General features: G+C 43.6%; 20 protein-coding genes and 1 tRNA gene. 17 read left to right on the top strand and 4 right to left on the bottom strand.

Annotated elements, in window-relative coordinates; translation table 11 throughout:
* Nucleotides 1–486: 486 nt before the first annotated feature.
* The 15 genes from guaB (at nt 487) to ACFRAM_RS27585 (ending at nt 16085) form a co-directional block, all read left to right on the top strand.
* The gene (gene guaB / locus ACFRAM_RS27655) at nt 487–1944 is read left to right on the top strand and encodes an IMP dehydrogenase (RefSeq protein WP_175369938.1); all 1458 of its coding nucleotides are present in this window, start codon (nt 487–489) and stop codon (nt 1942–1944) included.
* Nucleotides 1945–2068: 124 nt separating this feature from the next.
* A complete protein-coding gene (locus ACFRAM_RS27650) occupies nt 2069–3469 on the top strand; it encodes a D-alanyl-D-alanine carboxypeptidase family protein (protein ID WP_379470157.1) in 1401 nt (466 codons plus the stop codon).
* 111 nt (nt 3470–3580) lie between these two features.
* Complete coding sequence (pdxS, locus tag ACFRAM_RS27645; protein WP_175369932.1) at nt 3581–4462, top strand: pyridoxal 5'-phosphate synthase lyase subunit PdxS; 882 nt, start codon at nt 3581–3583, stop codon at nt 4460–4462.
* A gap of 17 nt (nt 4463–4479) precedes the next feature.
* Complete coding sequence (gene pdxT / locus ACFRAM_RS27640) at nt 4480–5064, top strand: pyridoxal 5'-phosphate synthase glutaminase subunit PdxT (RefSeq protein WP_175369931.1); 585 nt, start codon at nt 4480–4482, stop codon at nt 5062–5064.
* An 85-nt stretch (nt 5065–5149) separates the two neighbouring features.
* Nucleotides 5150–6439 (top strand): serine--tRNA ligase, encoded by a 1290-nt coding sequence (serS, locus tag ACFRAM_RS27635; protein WP_379470154.1) that lies wholly within the window; start codon nt 5150–5152, stop codon nt 6437–6439.
* A gap of 66 nt (nt 6440–6505) precedes the next feature.
* Nucleotides 6506–6594: transfer RNA gene (locus ACFRAM_RS27630), tRNA-Ser, on the top strand.
* 134 nt (nt 6595–6728) lie between these two features.
* Nucleotides 6729–7781 (top strand): tyrosine-type recombinase/integrase, encoded by a 1053-nt coding sequence (locus ACFRAM_RS27625; RefSeq protein ID WP_379470153.1) that lies wholly within the window; start codon nt 6729–6731, stop codon nt 7779–7781.
* 577 nt (nt 7782–8358) lie between these two features.
* Nucleotides 8359–8643 (top strand): hypothetical protein, encoded by a 285-nt coding sequence (locus ACFRAM_RS27620; protein WP_379470151.1) that lies wholly within the window; start codon nt 8359–8361, stop codon nt 8641–8643.
* 336 nt (nt 8644–8979) lie between these two features.
* Nucleotides 8980–9171 (top strand): helix-turn-helix transcriptional regulator, encoded by a 192-nt coding sequence (locus tag ACFRAM_RS27615; RefSeq protein ID WP_379470149.1) that lies wholly within the window; start codon nt 8980–8982, stop codon nt 9169–9171.
* 1 nt (nt 9172) lies between these two features.
* Nucleotides 9173–10093 carry a hypothetical protein gene (locus ACFRAM_RS27610; protein WP_379470147.1) on the top strand — a complete coding sequence of 307 codons (921 nt, stop codon included), beginning with the start codon at nt 9173–9175 and terminating at the stop codon, nt 10091–10093.
* A 1125-nt stretch (nt 10094–11218) separates the two neighbouring features.
* Nucleotides 11219–12526 carry a hypothetical protein gene (locus ACFRAM_RS27605; RefSeq protein ID WP_379470145.1) on the top strand — a complete coding sequence of 436 codons (1308 nt, stop codon included), beginning with the start codon at nt 11219–11221 and terminating at the stop codon, nt 12524–12526.
* Nucleotides 12527–12537: 11 nt separating this feature from the next.
* The gene (locus tag ACFRAM_RS27600) at nt 12538–14019 is read left to right on the top strand and encodes a hypothetical protein (protein WP_379470143.1); all 1482 of its coding nucleotides are present in this window, start codon (nt 12538–12540) and stop codon (nt 14017–14019) included.
* Between the two features lie 359 nt (nt 14020–14378).
* Entirely contained in the window at nt 14379–14720 is a 342-nt protein-coding gene (locus tag ACFRAM_RS27595) for a hypothetical protein (RefSeq protein ID WP_175369929.1), read from the top strand.
* 11 nt (nt 14721–14731) lie between these two features.
* On the top strand, nt 14732–14884 hold the full coding sequence (locus ACFRAM_RS27590) for a small acid-soluble spore protein P (RefSeq protein WP_066368058.1): 153 nt from the start codon (nt 14732–14734) through the stop codon (nt 14882–14884).
* A 103-nt stretch (nt 14885–14987) separates the two neighbouring features.
* A complete protein-coding gene (locus ACFRAM_RS27585; RefSeq protein ID WP_379470140.1) occupies nt 14988–16085 on the top strand; it encodes a hypothetical protein in 1098 nt (365 codons plus the stop codon).
* A 160-nt stretch (nt 16086–16245) separates the two neighbouring features.
* Here ACFRAM_RS27585 and ACFRAM_RS27580 read toward each other — a convergent pair whose 3' ends face one another.
* Nucleotides 16246–16800 (bottom strand): GNAT family N-acetyltransferase, encoded by a 555-nt coding sequence (locus ACFRAM_RS27580; RefSeq protein ID WP_175369927.1) that lies wholly within the window; start codon nt 16798–16800, stop codon nt 16246–16248.
* Nucleotides 16801–16804: 4 nt separating this feature from the next.
* Entirely contained in the window at nt 16805–17344 is a 540-nt protein-coding gene (tadA, locus tag ACFRAM_RS27575; RefSeq protein WP_175369937.1) for a tRNA adenosine(34) deaminase TadA, read from the bottom strand.
* Between the two features lie 319 nt (nt 17345–17663).
* On the opposite strand from tadA, the gene ACFRAM_RS27570 reads away from it, so the two are divergent.
* Both ACFRAM_RS27570 and rluF read left to right on the top strand, forming a co-directional pair.
* Entirely contained in the window at nt 17664–19976 is a 2313-nt protein-coding gene (locus ACFRAM_RS27570; RefSeq protein WP_379470137.1) for an ATP-binding protein, read from the top strand.
* A 4-nt stretch (nt 19977–19980) separates the two neighbouring features.
* Nucleotides 19981–20682, top strand: a complete 702-nt coding sequence (gene rluF, locus ACFRAM_RS27565; protein WP_175369925.1) for a 23S rRNA pseudouridine(2604) synthase RluF — start codon at nt 19981–19983, stop codon at nt 20680–20682.
* A gap of 94 nt (nt 20683–20776) precedes the next feature.
* On the opposite strand, the gene motB is transcribed toward rluF, so the two are convergent.
* Complete coding sequence (gene motB, locus ACFRAM_RS27560) at nt 20777–21592, bottom strand: flagellar motor protein MotB (protein WP_175369924.1); 816 nt, start codon at nt 21590–21592, stop codon at nt 20777–20779.
* Nucleotides 21576–22376, bottom strand: coding sequence for a flagellar motor stator protein MotA (gene motA / locus ACFRAM_RS27555; protein ID WP_379470134.1), 801 nt, complete (start codon nt 22374–22376; stop codon nt 21576–21578). Before motA ends, motB begins: the two co-directional genes overlap by 17 nt.
* Nucleotides 22377–22473: the final 97 nt, after the last annotated feature.

The raw sequence follows: 22473 nt of genomic DNA, 5'->3' as shown, positions 1-22473 counted from the left end.
AGCGCCGATGGTACTTGGACCGAAGGGTCCTGGGAGAGTAGGACGCCGCCAAGCACATGAGCCCTTGTTGATTTAATCAACAAGGGCTTTTTTGTATTTTTAGAAATGAATAAATAGAAAAGCTCAAAGGTTATTTTTGTAAAATAAAGGCTGAATTACCTCGTTAACGTGTTTCGATGGTGGATAGAACCATTATCTTTGTCCGCCTATTGTGGACTTTTGTCCAAGAATTCGCTTACCTGTGCAGGCAAATTTTAATCCTGTAATTGATGATGTAATATTCTTGACAGTGCAAATGCCCTTTGCTAAGATAGGCAATAATATATTTTTGGACATGCATCTCAAACCTACACTGAAGATACGATTTTGTACAACTTTTGTTGCTGTACTTTTGTCTGTCGTGAATGGACTCGATCGAGTTTTTCTTCATTTATAAAGTTTGCGGGCGGGTGGAATAAATACAACTATCGAGGAGGAATGACCCAGGTGTGGGAAGACAAGTTTGGTAAAGAGGGCTTGACGTTTGATGATGTGCTGCTGGTTCCGCGTAAATCCGAGGTACTGCCGAAGGAAGTAGACTTGACGACTGTTCTGAGCAAGAATGTAAAGCTGAATATTCCGCTTATCAGTGCAGGAATGGATACAGTTACTGAAGCGGCTATGGCGATCGCTATCGCACGTGAGGGCGGTATCGGTATCATTCACAAGAACATGTCTGTAGAGCAACAAGCGGAAGAAGTAGACCGTGTGAAGCGCTCTGAGAGTGGGGTTATTACTAACCCGTTCTCGCTTACTCCGGACCACTGGGTCTCTGACGCAGAGCATCTGATGGGTAAATACCGCATTTCCGGTGTACCTATCGTCGATGAGAACAAAAAACTGGTAGGTATCCTTACCAACCGGGATCTGCGCTTTATCCACGATTTTAACATTCAGATTAAAGAAGTAATGACTCGTGAGAATCTTGTAACTGCACCTGTGGGCACAACACTTCAGGAAGCTGAAGGCATTCTCCAGCGTCATAAGATCGAGAAGCTGCCGCTTGTCGATGAGAACAATATTCTTAAAGGCCTAATCACCATCAAGGATATTGAGAAGGCGATCCAGTTCCCTAATGGTGCGAAAGATGCACAGGGCCGTTTATTGGTAGGCGCGGCAATCGGAATTTCCAAGGATACTTTCGAGCGTGCTGAAGCACTGGTTAATGTAGGTGTCGATCTGATTACGGTCGATTCTGCCCATGGCCATCACATCAATATTATTGATGCCGTTCGTAAATTGCGTGAATTGTACCCTGAACTGACCATTGTTGCAGGTAACGTGGCTACAGGCGATGCAACACGTGAGTTGATCGAAGCTGGGGCTTCTGTGGTTAAGGTCGGTATTGGTCCAGGCTCGATCTGTACGACGCGGGTTATCGCCGGTATCGGCGTCCCGCAAATTACAGCAATCTATGATTGTGCGACGGTTGCCCGTGAGTATGGGATTCCAATCATTGCTGATGGGGGTATCAAGTACTCCGGTGAGATTACTAAGGCGATTGCCTCTGGTGCCCACGCTGTTATGATGGGTAGTCTTTTCGCAGGAACAGAAGAAAGCCCTGGTGAATCTGAGATCTACCAAGGACGTAAGTTCAAAGTATACCGTGGTATGGGCAGTATGAGCGCTATGAAACAAGGTAGTAAGGACCGTTACTTCCAAGATGACGACAAGAAGCTCGTTCCTGAGGGCATCGAAGGTCGTGTAGCTTTCAAGGGACCTCTTTCTGACACCATTCACCAATTGATTGGCGGTCTCCGCTCTGGTATGGGTTATTGTGGAACGAAGAATCTTAATGAGCTGCGCAATGACACGGCATTCATCCGAATTACAGGTGCTGGATTGCGTGAAAGTCACCCACATGATGTACAGATTACAAAAGAAGCGCCGAACTATTCCGTATAATGGAATAGAATGACTAAATAATGGACAGACCGGGCGATTTTCGCCGGGTCTGTCTTTTTTTGCAGATACCCCTGTGTTAGAATAGAACAAGCACTGAAATGAGTTTCAAAGGAGAGTAGTATCATTGAAGCATAAGAAAAAACAATTCAGCGGTAAACAATTCGTGATTAAGACAGCAACGGTAGGTTTGCTTTTAAATATGCTTTTGTCACCTTCGATTCCGGCAGCTTTGGCTGAAGCGGCGAAGACGCCAGCTACAACAGATTCCGGTAAAACACCGACCACGAAGGCTGTAACGAGTACAGTCTCCAAAATTCCTTCTGTAGATTCCTTAGGTCTAAATGTACGGTCAGCCGTTCTAATGGAGCCTACTACAGGCGAAATCCTAATGTCTCTAAATGCGGATGTTCCACTTCCTCCGGCGAGTATGACTAAAATGATGACCGAGTATTTGGTTGCTGATGCTGTGAAGAATGGACAGCTGTCTTGGGATCAAAAGGTTGTCGTGCAAGAGAATGCTTCCAAACAAGTCGGTTCCCGTATTTTCCTCGCTCAAGGTGATGAGCATACAGTTGAAGAGCTGTATATAGCAATGGCAGTTGGTTCGGCCAACGATGCCACCGTGGCTTTGGCTGAGCTGGTATCCGGTTCGGAGCAGCAATTTGTAGAGCTCATGAACCAGACGGCACAGAAAATGGGCATGAAGACGGCTTATTTTATCAACTCTACAGGTCTTAGCCGGGCGGATATGCCAGCGAAATTCCGTCCAGAAAGTGACCGTGAGACTGTAATGTCTGCTATGGATGCTGCGATTCTTGCTAGATACATTGTTACCGATCACCCGGACTTTAATAAGTTCACAACCATTCAATCTTATAAATTCCGCGAGCGTGATAAGAAGCCGATCATTAACTACAACTGGATGCTAGAATCAAATAAGGATATCGCCAACTTCAAGGCGTATGCTTATCCTGGTCTTGACGGACTTAAGACAGGTCATACTGCCAGCGCCGGGAACTGCTTTACAGGTACGGCTGTCCGTGATGGCATGCGCTTGATCAGTGTGGTTATGGGAGCAAACACTGAAGCGCATCGTTTCACCGAGACGAAGAAAGTCCTCGATTATGGATTTAATAATTTTGAGATCAAGCAGGTCGTTGCACCAAAGTCAGTGATTCAAGGTACTGAAACAGTGCCAGTGGTAAAAGGGAAGAATAAAGAAGTACCGGTAGTTACGGATCAAGGCGTAACATTTATCGTACCTAAAGGAACGGCTGCTCCGAAAATTGAGTCCACTGTTCAGACCAATGATCCAGCGACACTGGTTGCTCCTATTGCTACCTCCTCCAAGGTCGGCAAGGTGACGTATACTTACAAGGTAGACGGCATGGATCTCGTTCAACAAAAGACTGTGAATCTGATTACGGCAGAGGAAGCTGAAAAAGCGGGCTGGTTCAAGTTATTTCTTAGAGCAATAGGCGAATTTTTCGGTGATCTCTTTAGCGGAATCAAGAACTTGTTCTAACGAATTTTTTGTCTAATGAAGTAAATAATCCGAGTTAACGGGTTGTATATTTACGCTTCATGCAGTAAAATTACAAGTTAGATTAATGATAGTCAATCGGGAGGCATGGACATGGAAACAGGAACATCGCGAGTAAAACGAGGCATGGCAGAAATGCAAAAAGGCGGCGTCATTATGGACGTCATGAATGCAGAACAAGCAAAGATTGCCGAGGCCGCGGGTGCAGTTGCCGTTATGGCTCTGGAACGCGTACCTTCCGATATCCGCGCAGCAGGTGGCGTAGCACGGATGGCTGATCCTACTATTGTAGAAGAAGTTCTCAAAGTGGTAAGTATCCCCGTTATGGCAAAGGCGCGAATCGGTCATTATGTTGAAGCGAAGGTCCTGGAGTCCTTGGGCGTGGACTACCTTGACGAGAGTGAAGTACTGACTCCGGCTGATGAAGTGTTCCATATTGATAAACGTGAATTTACCGTTCCATTCGTTTGTGGTGCGAAAGATCTGGGTGAAGCTCTTCGACGTATTAATGAAGGAGCATCCATGATTCGGACTAAGGGCGAACCAGGAACAGGCAATATTGTTGAAGCGGTACGTCATATGCGCTTTATCAATAGCCAAATCCGTAAAGTGACTAACCTTTCCAAGGATGAGCTTTATAATGAAGCTAAAACACTTGGCGTTCCTTACGAACTGCTGCTTGAAGTTCATGAGCTGGGCAAGCTTCCGGTGGTTAACTTCGCCGCAGGCGGTGTAGCTACACCGGCCGATGCTGCTTTGATGATGCACTTGGGTGCTGATGGTGTGTTCGTCGGCTCCGGTATTTTCAAATCGGACAACCCTGAGAAATTCGCCCGTGCTATTGTGGAAGCTACTACACACTACACTGACTACAAATTAATTGCCGAAGTGTCCAAGAACCTTGGTGCACCAATGAAGGGTATCGATATTGCGACGCTGACACCGGCTGAGCGTATGTCGGAGCGTGGCCGTTAATAGAGAGAGGGTTCAGGATGAAAATAGGAGTGCTGGCGCTTCAGGGCGCAGTAACAGAACATATTGTCAGTATTGAGAAGACCGGTGCTGTAGGCTTACCGATTAAGCGGGTAGAACAGCTGGAAGAGGTTCAGGGGCTTATTATCCCTGGTGGTGAGAGTACTACGATCGGCAAGCTGATGCGCAAGTATGGCTTTATTGAAGCGATACGTGACTTTTCTAGCCAAGGTAAGCCTATATTTGGAACCTGTGCCGGTCTGATCGTACTTGCACAACGTATTGCCAGTGGCGAGCCTGGACATTTGGAGCTGATGGACATTACCGTGGCTCGGAATGCATTTGGCCGCCAGCGGGAAAGCTTTGAATGTGACCTGGAAGTCAAAGGGATTAATGAAGCGGTTCGTGCCGTATTCATCCGCGCCCCTCTTATTACTGAGGTGGGCCCTGAGGTCGATGTTCTTACTGTCTATAACAATGAGATTGTAACTGCACGCCAGGGCAATCTGCTGGTCTCCTCTTTTCACCCGGAATTAACCGACGATTACAGGCTGCATCAATACTTTGCAGATATGGTTCAGGCCGTCGGTACAGCTAATAAATAGAACTGTATATAAGAACATCTTGACTCTTTCAATGCTGTAACAGGCCTATTGAAAGAGTTAAGGCTGTTTTCAGGAGGGAAACTTTGTGTTAGATGTGAAAATATTGCGCAGTGATTATGCCCGCGTAGAGGAAGCACTTGAGAAACGCGGAAAATCGCTGGATTTGATTGCAGAATTCCCGGCGCTTGATTTGCGTCGCCGTGAAGTACTGCAAGAAACAGAAGGTCTTAAAAACCGTCGGAATACGGTTTCTGCAGAGGTAGCCAAGAAGAAGAAGAACGGTGAGCCTGCAGAGGACCTGATTACTGAAATGCGTACGGTATCTGACCGTATTAAAGAATTGGATGATGAGGTACGTGAGCTGGAAGTCAAAATCTCCGAGCTGACGATGAATATTCCGAATATTCCTCATGAATCCGTACCGGTCGGCAAGTCTGAGGAAGAAAATGTCGAGATTCGCCGGTGGTCAGAGCCGAAGGAATTCGGATTCACGCCAAAATCCCACTGGGAGCTGGCACAGCAACTGGATATTATTGATTTTGAAGCGGCAGCGAAAGTCACAGGCTCGCGGTTTGTTTTCTACAAAAGCCTTGGGGCTCGTCTGGAGCGCGCGTTGATCAACTTTATGATGGATCTGCACAGCGGAGAACATCAATATGAAGAAATGCTGCCACCTTATATTGTTAATAAGGACAGCCTTTATGGGACAGGACAACTGCCTAAGTTCGAGGAGGACCTCTTCAAGCTGCGTGACACAGAGTATTACCTGATTCCGACAGCTGAAGTTCCAGTTACTAACTACTACCGTGAAGAAATCCTGACAGCTGCTGACCTGCCCAAATACCACGTGGCTTACAGCTCTTGCTTCCGTTCTGAAGCCGGATCTGCTGGACGTGATACACGCGGCTTGATTCGCCAGCATCAATTCAACAAGGTAGAGTTGGTTAAAATCACCTCAGCTGAGACCTCCTATGAGGAGCTTGAGAAAATGACGGCCGACGCTGAGCGTGTCTTGCAACTGCTGGGCCTCCCATATCGTGTACTAGGACTCTGTACAGGCGATATGGGCTTCACCGCGGCTAAAACATATGATTTGGAAGTTTGGCTACCTGAAAGCGGAATGTACCGCGAGATCTCTTCCTGTTCCAATACAGAGGACTTCCAGGCCCGCCGTGCCAATATTCGTTACCGCAAGGAGCCTAAAGCTAAGCCGGAATTCGTACATACGCTGAACGGATCCGCACTGGCTATCGGTCGGACTGTAGCCGCTATTTTGGAGAACTATCAGCAGGAAGATGGCAGTGTGCAAATTCCAGAATGCCTGCAGCCGTACATGCGGAATGTGAAATCCATTACCCCAAAATCGGTTCAATAATAATATAGTTGCGTAATCTTTAGGTTGTGTGATATAATTCCTATTGCATGTGATTTTAGTTTTATTGGAGAGGTACCGAAGCGGTCATAACGGGGCGGTCTTGAAAACCGTTAGGGTGCAAGCCCACATGGGTTCGAATCCCATCCTCTCCGCCATTTATTTACAAATGCACACCGCATAAGGCTTTACGGTGATTATGATTGAAACGCACTAGACTGTTGAACAACGGTCTGGTGCGTTTTTTTGTGTTCGTGACCGTTAGAGAAAAATCTAACGGGAGGTACTCAATATGAATGTGAACACAGGAAAAACAGCCCATAAACGGGGGCGAAGAAAGAATAATTTAGACATACCTCAGCGGTTATTAGACCGCCTTACTCCTTCGGTCTTGGAAACGCCCCGCTCCACGATTCAAGAAGCCGAGAAACCTCGCCCTGAGACGTTGACACTGGACAAGCTATTTAACCGCTACTATGCCGCACGGCAAGCGGCAGGAGCAGCAGAACGCACCTTAGAAGACTACAGGAAGCATATGAACTGGTTTCGACGTTTCTTGGCATCGGAGTACAGCGGTCTAGATAACTTTGTACCTAACCGTGATGTCATTCGTGTATGGATTTCATCTATGTTGACGTTACAGAAGTTGAAACCTTCGACAATAAATATCAGATTACGTACAGTTAAGGCAATGTTCAATTGGGCTATAAGTGAAGGGATTATTAGAGAATCCCCTTTTGAGAATGTAGAATTATTGAAAGTACCTGAAGAAGACTTCCAAGTAATTTCAAAGGCACAGGAACGGAAGCTTTTTAATTGCTGTGAATTGACTACCTACTTAGGACTGCGTGATGCATTATTGATGTCTTTTCTGCTTGATACAGGAGTACGTATTGGAGAGTGTATGAGAATATTTGTAGAGGAAGTTGATTTACAGAATCGCTCTGCTTCCGTGCGTGCAGAATCAGCTAAAACTAGAAAAGCGCGAACAGTTTACTTTGGAGTAAGAACCCAAGAGCTATTGGTTATTTACCTAGCTTGGCATGAGATGAACGGACAAGCTCCAAATTTATTCTTGAATGAATATGGTCAGCCGTTAGATAAGAATTGGGCAACCAGATGTATTAGCTTCATAGGGAAGAAGGCAAAGGTTACAGGGGTTCGTATAAGCCCTCACACATTCCGACATACATTTGCTACTCGTTATATAAAGGCAACAGGAGACCCTTTTTCATTACGTCGATTGCTTGGGCATTCTTCAATGGAGATGGTCAACCGTTATGTTAATCAAGATGTTGCTGATGTTCGTGAGCAATACGAGAAGTTTATGAACAGAGGAGACTGAGCGGTGTTTACAGACTAAGGTATGGCTGGGAAGATGGTGTAACTGCCACCTGAACTTCTGGGCATTTGCAGAAAATATGTAAGCGTTGCTGTAGATAAGATGATGAGCACTATATAGGCTAACATTAGCGTTATTCTTTATGATATAATATGGGAGGGAATACCACTTAAAATACAACTATAATATAACTTCACTACCCCCCTTACTAAAAAATAAGGGGGGTGTTTTGCTATGTTTTCAACCAGTATTCTTAACCACTTTGATGATAACCTAGGGAATGGAATTAAAGAATTTTTGAAAACTTATTGGTTTGTAATTGGGATGCTATTTGGTGCCATCCTGTATCTGATTAAGCAAAAGTTTAAGAAATAATCTTGGGGAGGGGTAGGCTTAAAGCAAGAGAACAAAATCATTGGAATTGAGGAATACAGAAGGATGAAAACTTTAAGGAATTACCCTAAACCATAATCTATTAAGAAACTGACGGCAGAATAAATGAAGTCGTCAAATGAGAAGAAAATACGAGAAGATTGAGAAAGTTGCGGAACATCAAACATGATTAATAGGAGTGAGGGTTATGAGTTCTATAAAGCCGTTAGAGCAAATTATCGAAGATGAAAAAGCTTTGAGGTTACTGGAGATGGTTGGTAATTATTTTCAGTATATTGATGAAGCTCGGACAACATTAGATGATATGACAATCATACTTAGAGATATAATTTTAGAGCCATACAAATGTATGGCACTACCATACGATGCTGGCGTCGAGTTAGTTCGCGGTTTAGATAGGCTTGCACTAGGAAGGGATACAAAAGAAGAGTTCGTTGAATTTGTTGAAAATTGGAAGCAAAAGCAGGGCTGATATTTATCTTTTCCGCCGCCGTAAATTCCTCGAATTTCAGTAAGAAAGAGAAGACGATACTATACTTCTCTTTAAAATCAAATATGTGATTGTATAGGCGACTTTCTAAAAGAAGGTCGTCTTTTTTTGTTTCCGCGAATCTGGCAGTATCAGCATTCCACATGCACATGTTTCGTTTCCGCTTCCTTCTCCAGCATCCATTATGAGTTTAAATTTCATTCGACTATTTGGCGATTTTTGAAGCTGTCTTCTTAAATATATAGATGTGTCCGAATAAGGCATATTTGGACTGAATCAAAGCTCTATTTTAGAAGATTAATCAAAGGAGAAGTGGTAATGGAAAATTTAGTGAACTCAAATGTAGTTTGTGTCAGGTACGGCATTTCTAAGCGTACGCTATGCAGATGGAAACTTGAGGGATTACCTTCAGTCAAATTATCGTACAACATGGTTAGGTATCAGCTTGATGAAGTGGCTAAATGGATTGAAGCTAACAAAGTTATGGCGGAAGGAGCAGGAAGGAAATAGAATGAGTAGCGTAATCGAGAATGGATTTGAAGATGAATTGAAACCCTATATTGACGAAGATACAGGAATGCAAATGGCACTAGTAAACATGCACTATTACGAAGTGCGTAATAAGAAGCAACTTGAAGGCTTTCAGAGGAAGTTAGAGAAGGAAAGAGTTATGAAAAAAAGAGGGAAGAACTATGTAAATTGCTTCGATGAACCAATCAAGCAGATAGTTCCCAGAGCCAAAGGAAATGTGCTTGGAGCTTTGTTTGTCTTGCTCCATTTCATGCAACTTAATAAAGACGGCTTACTCTTAAAGAATGGGAAACCTGCAACTATAGCTGATATTGCTGATAGATTGGGTAAAAAAGAAAGACGAACTAAGGAAATTGTAAGTAATCTAGTTGACCTTGGTTTGATAAATAAAGGCGGAGATAACACAAGGAATACTACCTATAGCATAAGCGAGGATTATTTCATTATGGGCGGATTTGAAGGGGGAAGGGACGGTAAAGGTATGTTCTCAAGGTTATATCAATTACAATCCAGGGGGCAGTTAAAGAATATCACCTTAGAGGATGCGGATATCTTACTAAGAATACTCCCGTATTTTCATTGTCAAAAGTATTATTTGTGTAGTAACCCGTACGAGATGGATGTAAGCGAAATCTGTCACCTAAATGAAACTGAACTTGCCGAATTAATTGGAGTGCATCGAAACACGCTAATCAATCGTATGAAATCCCTTGTGAGGGCGGGATATATCTTCAAGGGTATAGGTATTAGTAACGCTTACTTCTTTCAAGTGAATCCAGATATTATGACAAGAGAGTTAGACCCTAATTCACCTGATGCCCGAGTATTAAGACAGCACTTTGCAGAATTAGCAAAGATAGACGAGAAGGAACAAATGTTAAAGGATTTAGGCTTGAATTAAGCCCCTTCCACATGCACAAAGAAGTATTGCACAAAATACTACACTAATGTTGCACAAAATACTGCACTAATTGAAAGTGGCATAAACCCTTGTGGCTGTAAGGCGAAAGCCACTTTTTAAGCAATTTGGATTATATAATATATATGTTGTTGTGTAGGATGTTCATCTGTATTCCATTGGCGGAGATATTGGGTTTTTTAATCAAAAATAAAGTTTTTACCACGAAGCGAAGCAAGTAATCGTCAATCTTATTCAATATGTTCTTGTTGACGATTCAAATTATAGGCATTAGCAAACAATATATTGCTGAGATAATGATATAACCTAATAAATGATTGAAGTACCCTGCCATCTTAAATGAATGGTTGGGTACTTGCGGCTTGAACTGGATTGGCATATATGCCGCATGTGTAAAATCATATTTACATTGGCAGAGGAATAGACAATATGACGTATTAATATCAAAACTATACTCTGCTTGCCAATGAATAAAATATATCTTATGCAAGTAATCGTCTATATCTAAGCGCTCACGTAATCACTCCTATTGTTGGCGGGCGTTAAGATTCAGATAGAAGGATGTTATGAGCTTGTCAAAATATTGCCAACCAGAATACTGCCAACTAAAATGGTGCTTAGCAGAATATTGCTTAGCAGAATGTTGCCGCTGGAACCGATGGATACATAATCATGACTTGTACTTCATCCAACTAAAGTGCGCTTGGTAAATCAGAGTTTTTGTGTGTGACCCTGCGTAGCCCGAACTTCCTCGTTCTGATTCCGTTCCGGCGAATATCCCCCTCCCCCACTTCAGATAAGGTATATTATCAGAATGAGGAAGTGTTGCTCTTTCAGAAGATTGTATTAAAGCTACTCTTTTCTTCCTAATTAAATATGTTATCTGTCTTTCAGAGTTTCGTAATCAAAAATATTTATGTTTTTATAAATAAAGTTGGATAATAAAAGACAAAACTTGTTTGTTTGACCCACCAAGATTTCAGATTTATTTAGATTTAGATATTTTCTCTAAATAAGTAAAACCAACCTAATCAGATTGTTTACAAATTTAACCACGATTTATTATACTGATTATGAGTATATTTCCAATCTCACGGGGGTAAACACATGACAGATAAAATTAAAGCTGGTTATTGGTCAGTAGCTACTCAAAAACATCTGAAAGTTTTTCAAAATGAAACTAAAGGTCTGGGTAATTTAGGTAATTTAAACTTAACAGGCAAGGTGGGTAGGCTTTTAGGAGCAATTCGCGGTAATTCTACAATTACAAATATTAATAAGCTCGAATCAATGGCATATAGCGTAGGGATTCAAAGCAAGGCAGAACTTAATATGATGGTTTTCCCGGTTTTAGAAAAGGCTTCAGATGGACAAATAGAATTAATAAGAAATACTGTGGGAGATGTAACTGGTCTTGCTGAGTATATGTTTGATAATTCTGAAGTTCTTGGAGTAGCAGGACAAGTTTTTGAGAACTTATATCCATCTGAAATTGAACGTGTTGTTATAGAAACATTGGACGAAACAAAAAAAATACCATACTTACAAAGTCAGCTCATCGAGATGCTTGCAAAACAGGGGTATAGTGAGGAACAAATAAGGATATCACTAGCCTTACAAGGTAATTTCAATCTAATTCAGAGACTTAGCAGGTCCAAGTCTGAAGAACCCATTATTAGCAATGAGTATGTCTGGGGCCAAAATCACGAAAAAATTGCCATGGCTGTTTCCAATATTGAAGTAGGTAAACGAGATACTTTAAAAGACGTAATTGATATTATTCAAAAAGCCCAAGGATATCCGCTTGAAGAGCTTCCTAATGGAACAATCGAGGTTTTACAACTTGCTAAAAAAATTGGTATGATTGACCCAATAAAAATTGTTTCTACAAGAGGGTTTGATAAGGAATTTGGTTTTAGTGCAAATCTATTAAAGAAAGAAGACTATAAAGACGACATTTTAGATGATGTTAAACTATTTTTAGCTTCTATTAGATTTGGTGAAAACTACACCGAGTTCACACGCATTAATAATCCTGAAGACTTCTTAAGAAGCCTACTTCGGTATGGTGATATTGGCCCTCACACCGCCAATCTAACGGATTACACAATGTTAGAAAGAAAAGGGATTGTGCAAGTAGTTAAAAAAACGAAGTCGGGGTACTATGGACCTAGAACGGGACCATGTTTGGAACTACTTAGAAGAGATGTTGCAGAAGAAGCACTTAAAATAATAAGCAGTCCAGATTATCAAATTAAAAATGACTTGGTAATTACCGACTTTGGTTCAATTGTGGATGCTAATTCAAGTTTGACCCCAGAAGAAATGCGAATTTATATGGGGCAAACTTCGGAAGCTTCTCAAGAAATTGAAGATTATGCATTGCGAATGCTTAGAGGAGAACTTTTAGGGTAGGAGGGATTACTTTGGAAAATAAATTGGGGAAATCGGACAGTACATCCGATTCAAAGCTTAAAATTGAAAAACATGAAGAAAAACCACAGCCCCTCGATGAGCAGAAGCTTGAAAAGAAACTTCAACCTCTTGATGAGCAGGAAATTGAAGAAAAACCCCAAACCCCTGATGAGCAGAAGCGGGAAGAAAAATTTCGGTTCCTTGATGAGCAGATTAAAATGCAACTGCCAATTTCATCAGAAACATCAGTAAAGGAAAGTAGTGTAAAAGCAACAAGTACAAAAAGTAGTCCAAAGCAATATCCTACTCGAAAAAATAATTATAACGATTCGAAAGGTAAAGCTTCCTCTAAGAAAGATGCTAGTATAGCGGAAGGCTATTTATTAGAGTATAGAATTAAACGTTTAATGTTCTATATGGGCTATTTCTCAACGATAGGCATTGATTTACGCAGTGATTATGATGCCAACTCCGATAAAATTACGGATTTAGATGTGTATGGTGTATATGTCCATAAGGACTTCACCACTAAAACAATATGGGCAGACTGTAAGTCCGGTGGAGTTGAAGTTCACAAAAGAATATCGTGGATAAAAGGAATTATGGGAGAAGCAGAAATAGATGATGTTATTTTTGTTTCGCCTAAGGCAAGAACCTCTGTGAAAGAGTATGCACGAAAATCCGGTATTCAGATTATGGACGTTGGAATCTTAGACAAATTAGAGCAACATTATGGAATAGCTAAAGACGATTGGCATGGTTCTTGGAATCATAATAAGCAATATAATAAAAGTGTTAAACTTTCTAAATTCTCAATTCCGAGTAATGCGCCTTATAGGAATATATCCAAATTCATTACATCTGACTACTGGGTGTTAGATAATTATTCACGTGTAAAAAAATCAATTACAGCATTGAGGGAACTTGCTCTTGTGTGTGAATTGCCGCTTAGTAAAGATGATTCAGAAACGGTAAAGTGGGCAATTTACGAACTAGTCACATTATTTTTGCTTGCAGTTCTGAACATTTCGAAAGAATTGTACTATTTCTCTGACGAGGAGAAACAACAATCTGTTCTTGAAGGACTATCGTCCAGTGATATTCCTAATAAACGTAGGAAGGAAATGTTTGATACAGCGCTGAGAATTGCTTTTGCTAAAGTAAAATCTATGTATCCTAATGTTGAACTACCTGATAAATTGCCAGATATCAATTTAGTACCGCCCAACTACTTTGAAGCTTTTACTGATTTAATTTTAAGAGTTACAAATAACCCATTCAATTATTACGATTTGTTGAGGTATTTGGATTATACATTAATGGAATATGAGCTGAACTCCAACAATCCGGACAACAATAAAATAAACAGTTTGTTTAATAACAGTCATGAAATAATCTTCGGTGCCAAAACTGTACTGAATTTTATTGTTCAGACAACAAAAATTCCTCGTTCTTATTTCAATTTATCATTTGGAGTAAACATTACAAGTTAATCTGCATGACTTGTTGACTTCATACTTCGGAGATACTAAGATGAAGCTATCCAACGGTCACGTACCGAAACGAACGTTTTAACTCAGACCGCTGTAGCGGTTCAACAATAAAGTGCTATGAAGTCAATCAGCGTAAGGGATTGCGGGTTTTTACAGCGAGGGGCGGTCTTGAAAACCGTTAGGGTGCAAGCCCACATGGGTTCGAATCCCATCCTCTCCGCCATTTATTTTCAAGAACATCATTTATATAACGAGTTGAAGCTGTCTCCTCTGGAGGCGGCTTTTTTTGTTTGGTTTCATTGGGGAATAAAAAGATGGGTTTCTCGGCAATGTATTAGAGAAGGAGGGTGATTATAACAATGAACCGAGATTTGCAATTGGATCAACAGCAATTGGTCTCCGCCTGGCAGGAACGCCTGCCTGCGCTTATGGAGGATGGCGACAGCTTCACTGTGCAGGGAGACGCAGCAGACCGCACTAGCCTGCTTATTCATTTTAATGCAGCAGGACATCAGGATTACTCACTGGATTTTCGCTGCACGTATGTGGACAGCAGGGAGGTAGCTGTGAACCTGATTGATGTGGAACAAGCAGGACGGCATATAGATGAACATACGGATGCCGTACAGGGCCTGGCACAGCAGTATGCGCGGCAGATACATGAATGCGCACAAGCCTTGAAAGATATTACTAATCCTTAGGAGGAGAGCGTATGAGCAAACCTAAAACGATTCAGGTTCCAGGAACGCAGAATTCCGGAAGAAGTCGCAAGGAGGAGCCTAAATCTAATGGACAGGAGCCACTTTCCGGTTCGAAAAAGGTGAAGCAGGCCAACCATGTGGATCATCATAATCCACAAGGATAAAAATTAAACCGACTTTAGTTCTTGAGTAATGTTTCTCAAAATTGTCAAATGGTATATCATTAGGGGAGGGAAACATTTCTTTGCATGGGAGAGGAGATATATAATGTTTAAAAAATGGGGGCTATCCGCGGCAGCGCTGTTGGTTGCAACAGCTGTAATTCTGCCAGGATGTGCAAGTAAGCAAGAACCACCGAAAGAAGCACTAAAGAATGCCGCAGCTAAAGCGGTAACACTCAGCTCTTATGAGCTGAACACCAAATTTGTGGTCAATAATTTATCTATTGATGCACCTACGGATGATCCATCGAGTGCGATGGCTACGCAGGTAATCAGTATGCTGAAGAACGCAGAGATTTCCGTGGACAGTGTATATCAAGCGGATCCGATGCAAACCGAAGCCACGCTGGTGCTTAACCTGAAGGGCGATATGGCTATGAGCTTTACTATTCCTATCGTTGCCACTAAAGAAAAAGTGTATATTAAGGTTCCATCTATACCGTTCTTCCCGATTCCAGAGAACATTGTTGGCAAATTTGTAGAGCTGGATCTCAAAGAACTGGCTGAAAAATCAGGTCAAGAGATCAACACTGCAGCACTGGATACTGAGAAAGCGCGCAAGCTTCAGAGCGAAGTTCTGGACGCTGTTCTGGCTCAGTACGACGAAGCTAAATACTTCAAAGATATCAAACCTAAGGATGCAGGACTTCCCGAAGGTGTGGATGCGAAGCAGGTCATTCAGTTTGGGCTGAACAATGACAATATTAAAGAAGCGATCACGATCTTCATCAATAACGCGCTTCCTAAACTCTTCGACGTAATCAGCAAGGAAGAATATAAGGATTTGTTGCAAGTAGATCCTGCGGATCTAGCAAAAGCTAAAGAGGAGATACTTGCCGGAAAGAATAAAGAAGAAATTGACAAAGATCTGGCCGATCTCGAAAAATACTTAACGATCAACCAGTTCCAGTTCAATACTGCAATCAATAAGGATGATTTCCCGGTGTATCAGAATCTTCTGATGGACTTTAAAGTGAACATTCCGGAAGATAGCACAAACATCGGACTGTCGGTCACTGGCAGCAACCAATATAGCAAAATCAACGAAAAAGCCGATTTCAAAATCGGTATTCCGCAAGGCGATGCTGTTGTAACATTGGATGAGTTGCAGAAGCAGTTTGGTGGTAGCTCTGATACATTTTAATCGGTAAAATATAAAAATCCCGCATGTGCCCTTTAAAGGCATGTGCGGGATTTTTTAAAAATATAATAATTTATATGTTTTACGCTATAAATCATCTTTATATTTCTCGTTGAAACGGATACCCTCCCTTAGAGGATGACAAAGCCGTTTCTACTTGACTCTACTTAAATTCGTCGGCAAGGATGGAAAAGGTCTGGTGATCCTGGTATTCTCCGTTGATCTTAAGGTACTTACGGGCCACGCCCTCGACCTGAAAGCCGTTCTTCTCAAGAACCCGGCGGGAACCTTCATTGTGGAGCAGGATACCTGCCTGCACCCTGTGCAGACCCAGTGCGCGGAAGGCATATTCCAATACAAGTCTGACCGCTGCGGTCATATAGCCTTTACCTTCGGTGTCCTTATCAATGAAATAGCCGAGGTCTGCATATTGAGCTACTCCACGTGCTACATTAGACAAAGTAATTTGGCCAATGAGTTTGCCATCCAGCGCATAAATTCCGAACATATAAGCCCGATCTTGTTCTGCATCGGCAGTCCGTAGGCTTATATGCTGCTGCTGGGCTTCAAGTGTGAAGAAATCATTGTCCCGCTTCGGCTCAAATGGCTGATGTGCGATTCGGTTGCGCAGGCGTAGAGCAAGCAATTCCTCGGCATCTTTAAGGGCTAGAGGGGAGAGATAGATTCCTTTGGATGAGTTGGATAAAGTGAGTGTCATTGTTCTATTCCTTTCTAATATCTTGACTTGCTATCGGAATTTCTAATTTGTCGGCTGTGGCCGGCTTGCGGCGCAAACGACGGAAGAAGGAGGTCAACAGTTCAGCGCATTCCTCCTGTAGAATGCCCTGAATGACCTCCGTACGGTGATTAAATCGCGGTTCCTCCAGCAGATTCATCAGGGTCCCCGCACAGCCCGCCTTAGGATCCGTTGTGCCGTATACAGTCAGTGGTACTCTGGATTGTACCATCGCTCCTGCGCACATGGGGCAGGGCTCTAGCGTAACGTAAAGTTTGCAATCCAGGAGCCGCCAAGAATTCAGAGCCTGACTGGCTTCTCGAATGGCTACCATTTCGGCGTGTGCAGTCGAATCCAGTGTGGTCTCCCGGAGATTGTAGCCACGTCCGATGATTTTATCATCATGTACAATAATTGCACCAATGGGAACTTCACCGAGCGCTTCTGCCTTGCGTGCTTCTTCGATTGCATACCTCATCCAATACTCATGGGCGGCTTGTGCATCTATAGGCGGTTCATATTCCATCTTACTCAAAAGTACATCTTCCCTTCGGATTTTGTTCCTATTGTTCAACGAACAAATATTCGTTCTGAACAAATTGTGTACAAGTCTGTGGATAACCGCCGACTTATACACATTTTTGTACACAATACGTTCTGATAATTTGTTTATATGTGCATAAGATGTGGATGGTTTCATACCCATTGTAGTGAATGTGTTTCTGTATTTCAATCCCCGTTCGTATTCCTACATTATAATGTTCTTTTCAAATGAAGGGGCAAAAGGTATGATAATGATGAACACTCCGCTAGGATTTACCAGCGGTAAGAGGTGAAAAGCGAGCTTGTCCATAAAAACTAAATTATCAGCCATTTTATTTGGTTCAGTGCTGCTTGTTCTAGTACTGAATCTGACACTTAACCTCTATGATGTGCGAAATAATTTGCAAAATGAAACGGAAAGAAACATGAGAATGACCGCCATGCAGATTGCCGTTTCCGTTGAACAGAGCAGCTATAGTTCCAATTATGTCGAAAGCCAGATTGCCAACAATTTGCGGATGGCTGCGATCCTGGCTTCACACGAGTTGGACCCTGATATTAAGAATGTGGACAACCGCCAACTACGAGAGCTATCCCACAAGCTGGGTGTGTCTAATATTTCGCTGCTTGTCAAAACTAATGATGATATCGTGATTGCCAAGTCTTCTGACCCCAAAGAGGTGGGCTTGTCCACCAAGGGCTGGGGTTTTTGGTATATTGCCTTCCTGGAGCTGTTCCTCAATCATCAGGTCACCATCGACCAAGGACAGACGCTGGACCATTTTTGGTCAGGGCCCTTCGAATACTCTACCTCCAATCCCGAATTTATCGAGAAGTGGGGATATTATTATGATGGGACAAGCAATTATATCATTGATCCTTATGTTCGTAGTACTTCCGTTAACGATTATGTCAAGATTATGAGCCCAGACGAAATTGTGAAGCAGACGCAAGAAGTTAATCCAGGGATTCTGGAGATTACGGGAATTAACCCAGAGACCTTTGCCCTGACCAGTATGTCATCAGATGGAAGCGATACATTGAATCTGAAGCTGCGCAATCGTCCCATTAAGTATGGCAGCTATGATTATGGCAATGTGCAGCAGGATAAGGCGGCTGTGGCTGCAGCTATAAGCCGGCAACAGCCAGTGCTGCTTGATACGGAAGCTCTGGGTAAAAGAGTGCTGAAAAGCTTCATCCCCATTATGCAGCCAGGGAGAGGCTCCTATGTCATCAGTGTGGTTATGGATTACTCGGTCATATCCTCGGTGATCCGTAAACAGCTGGTCAACAATAGCTCAACTAGTCTTCTGTTGCTGGTGACCTTCTTTTTAGGCAGTTATATTCTGTCCGGCTTTGTTACACGTCCAATTAAAGCAATCCTGGCCAAAGTCAATGATGTCGCCAGGGGGAAATTTGAGACGACGCTAAAGGTCAGTAGCCGGGACGAACTGGGACAGCTGGCTCAGCGGATTAATGCAATGTCTGATCATCTCATGCAGCGTACAAGCCGTCTCGGCCAGACGCTGGAAGAGAATCGTGCGGTCAAGGAGCACTTGGAATCGGTGATTAACGGAACATCCGATGCGATACACACGATGGATATGAATGGCCAGATTCTTAGTACGAATCGTGCATTTGAGGAGCTGTATGGTTGGAGCATCAATGAATCGGCAGGGAAAACCCCGTATCTCGTTCCCGCAACGGCCTTCAAGCTGGAAGCAGAGCGGCTGGAGGAACTAAAGAAGGGGAAGGTACTTCCGCCTGTGGAGACCTTAAGATTGAAGAAGGATGGTTCTATCATTGAGGTCAGCGTCAGTACCTCGGTGATCCGGGATGAGGAAGGCAATCCGCTGTCCTTTGTCCACGTCTCACGTGATATGACTGAGCGGAACCGGATGGAAGAACTGCTGAGACGCTCAGAGAAGCTGACTACGGTCGGTCAGCTTGCGGCAGGGGTAGCGCATGAGATCCGCAACCCGTTGACCACGCTGCGGGGCTTCCTGCAGCTGCAGCAGGAGAAGAAGGTCCTAATCCCGCTACATATTGAGCTGATGCTGTCCGAACTGGAGCGGATCAATCTTATTGTCAGCGAGTTTCTGATTCTGTCCAAGCCGCAAGCGGTTCACTTTCAACAGAAGGATGTCCGGTTTATCCTCAGTGATGTCATTTCCCTGTTGGATAGTCAGGCCCATCTGTTTGACATTGAATTCGTAGCCAGGTTCTCCGATGAGCCCGCAACGGTTCATTGTGAGGAGAATCAGTTGAAGCAGGTCTTTATCAATATTGTCAAGAATGCCATCGAGGCCATGCCGCAAGGCGGCACAATCACACTGGAACAGTATATCGCTGATCAAAGCGTAGTCATTGTGATTACGGACGAAGGTGAAGGAATTCCAGAAGACATACTGCCTAAGCTGGGAGAACCATTTTTCACCAATAAAGAAACCGGTACAGGATTGGGACTTATGGTTAGCCAGCGTATTATACAGGCGCATAAGGGCAGTATGGAGATAGCAAGTGAGGTAGGCAGCGGCGCTAAGGTTACAATTACTATGCCTGCTGCGGAAGCTGTTATCCCCCGCAAGAGCATGAATGAAGAACGGAGTGAATAGCAAGGTGAGAATCAATAAATTCATCAGTGAGACAGGCTACTGCTCACGCCGTGAAGCTGACAAGCTAGTTGAAAGCGGCAGAGTAACGATCAACGGAGAACAAGCAGTGCTTGGCAGTCAGGCTGAGCAGGGTGATGAAGTACGGATTGATGGGAATTTGCTGGAGACGGGCAATACTATCGTGTACATCGCATTGAACAAGCCAGTAGGCATCACCTCTACAACAGAGGAGCATATTAAAGGCAACATTGTTGATTTTGTAGGGCACTCTGAGCGGATCTTTCCGATCGGGCGGCTTGATAAAGATTCGGAAGGCTTGATTCTGCTGACTAACGACGGAGATATCGTTAACAAGATATTGCGTTCAGAGGGTCGCCATGAGAAGGAATATATAGTGACTGTCGATCGGCCGATCACACCATCCTTTATTACAGGGATGTCGAGCGGTGTGAAGATTCTGGGGGAGAAGACGCTGCCTTGTACCGTTACACGCATCACGGAGCGGGTCTTCCGGATTATTTTGACTGAAGGTAAGAACCGGCAGATTCGCCGTATGTGTAGCGCTTTCGGTTATGAGGTCAGACGTCTTCAGCGCATCCGTATTATGAATATCAATTTGGGCAGTTTACCGGTCGGACAATGGCGTGATCTGTCGCCTAACGAAAGAACTGAGCTAGGAGCCATGTTGAATTATGAATTGCTGTAGGCTCAGCAGTACCTTATAAAAGAATAACAACAAATAAGAGCGGCTCCTAAGGTTTACCTTTAGGAGCCGCTCTTTACTTGCCCACGACGGATAGCTAATTATCGGATGGAGGAATCCCTGTGAATTGCTTGAACTCCTGATACTTCCGAATGATGGAGACTTCAACCCGGCGGTTCTTCGCACGCCCTACAGGTGTGGAGTTATCCGCGATAGGATGGTATTCACCGTATCCGATCGGACTGAATTTCTTTGGATCGAGATTAGGGTTAAGCAGCAGAATCTTCATGAAGTGCAAGGCCCGATCCACACTGAGATCCCAGTTGGAAGAATAGCTAGTGTTGGAGATCGGGATATTGTCCGTATGTCCCTGAACGACTACATCGTAGTCGGGGAATTGCTGTAACATTGTTGAGATGGACTTAGCCAGCTGTCTGGATTCATCCTTGACTACAGCCTGCCCGGAAGCGAACAGGGCATTGTCGCTGATGGTAATCATAAGCTGGGACTGGTTCAGCTTGGTGCTGAGCAGATCGGTCAGTCCATTGTTCTTGATATATTGATCGAATTGCTTCTTGAGCTTCTCAAGATCTTCCTGTTCCTTCTGGCGCAGCTTGGCCATTTCTGCTTCTCCCGTATTCTTAGAGATGACATTGTTCATCTTATCGCTCTTACCCTGGTCCAGATTACTCTCGGATGGGGTTGCTGCCCGTTCTGTCAGCACGCCGGTTCCGCCGTTCAGAACGGAACTGAAGGCCTGGGCCATCTCTTCGAACTTCTTGGCATCGGTGGCGCTCATGGCATACATAACGAGGAACAAGGCGACAAGCAGGGTCATGAGGTCGGAATACGGCAGCAGCCAGGATTCATCGGCATGCTCCTCATGTTCCTCGTGTCTAGTCTTTTTGCTCACTCGAACCGGCCTCCTTCTCCAGCAGCTTGACGCGTTCCGTAGGTGTTAGGAAGACTGCCAGCTTCTGATTAATCGCAATGGTGGAGACCCCGGATTGAATGGACAGCAGACCTTCTACCATCATTAGGCGGACATCAATCTCTTGCTTGGAGAGCCGTTTGAGCTTGTTGGCAATCGGGTGCCACAGCACATACCCTGTGAAAATACCGAGTACGGTAGCAATAAACGCTCCGCCGATCGCATGAGCGAGCTTTTCCATCTCGGTCATATCGGCAAGTGCAGCGATAAGCCCGATTACGGCTCCGAGTACCCCAAGCGTAGGCGCGTACATACCGGCCTGGGAGAAGATCAGTGCACCGGCTTTATGACGATCTTCAGTAGCACGGATATCCTCCATAAGTACATCGCGAACGAATTCCTGATCGTTGCCATCGATAATCATCCGCATCCCGTTCCGGAGGAAACCATCCTCTATTTCATCAACCTTGGACTCCAAAGCCAGCAGACCTTCGCGGCGTGTGATGGATGCCCATTCCATAAATGTAGTAATTAGTTCCGCTTTGCTGACCATTTTCTTTTTAACAAAGATCATTTTGAACAAGCTAGGTACCTTTTTGATTTCTGAAAATGGAAAAGCCATAAAGATTGAAGCGGCGGTACCCAATAAAATAATTAAGTATGCAGCGGGAGTGGCCAAACTTTGGATGGGAGCGCCTTTCAGCACCATCCCGAAAAGAACAGAGACCAGACCAAAGACTAGACCGATTATTGTTGAGATTTCCATTATGCACCTCGTCCATGAGATTTAAGAAGTGATCCGACTTAGCCGCGTTAATCATCCTTGAAGCGCGGCAGGGCATCTTAACCCAAACGGAATAACT

The sequence above is a fragment of the Paenibacillus sp. NPDC056722 genome (genome assembly GCF_042790635.1).
Lineage (GTDB): Bacteria > Bacillota > Bacilli > Paenibacillales > Paenibacillaceae > Paenibacillus_AQ > Paenibacillus_AQ agri.
The sequence above is the reverse complement of the archived record's forward strand: the minus strand, read 5'-3'. Positions and strand labels throughout refer to the sequence as shown.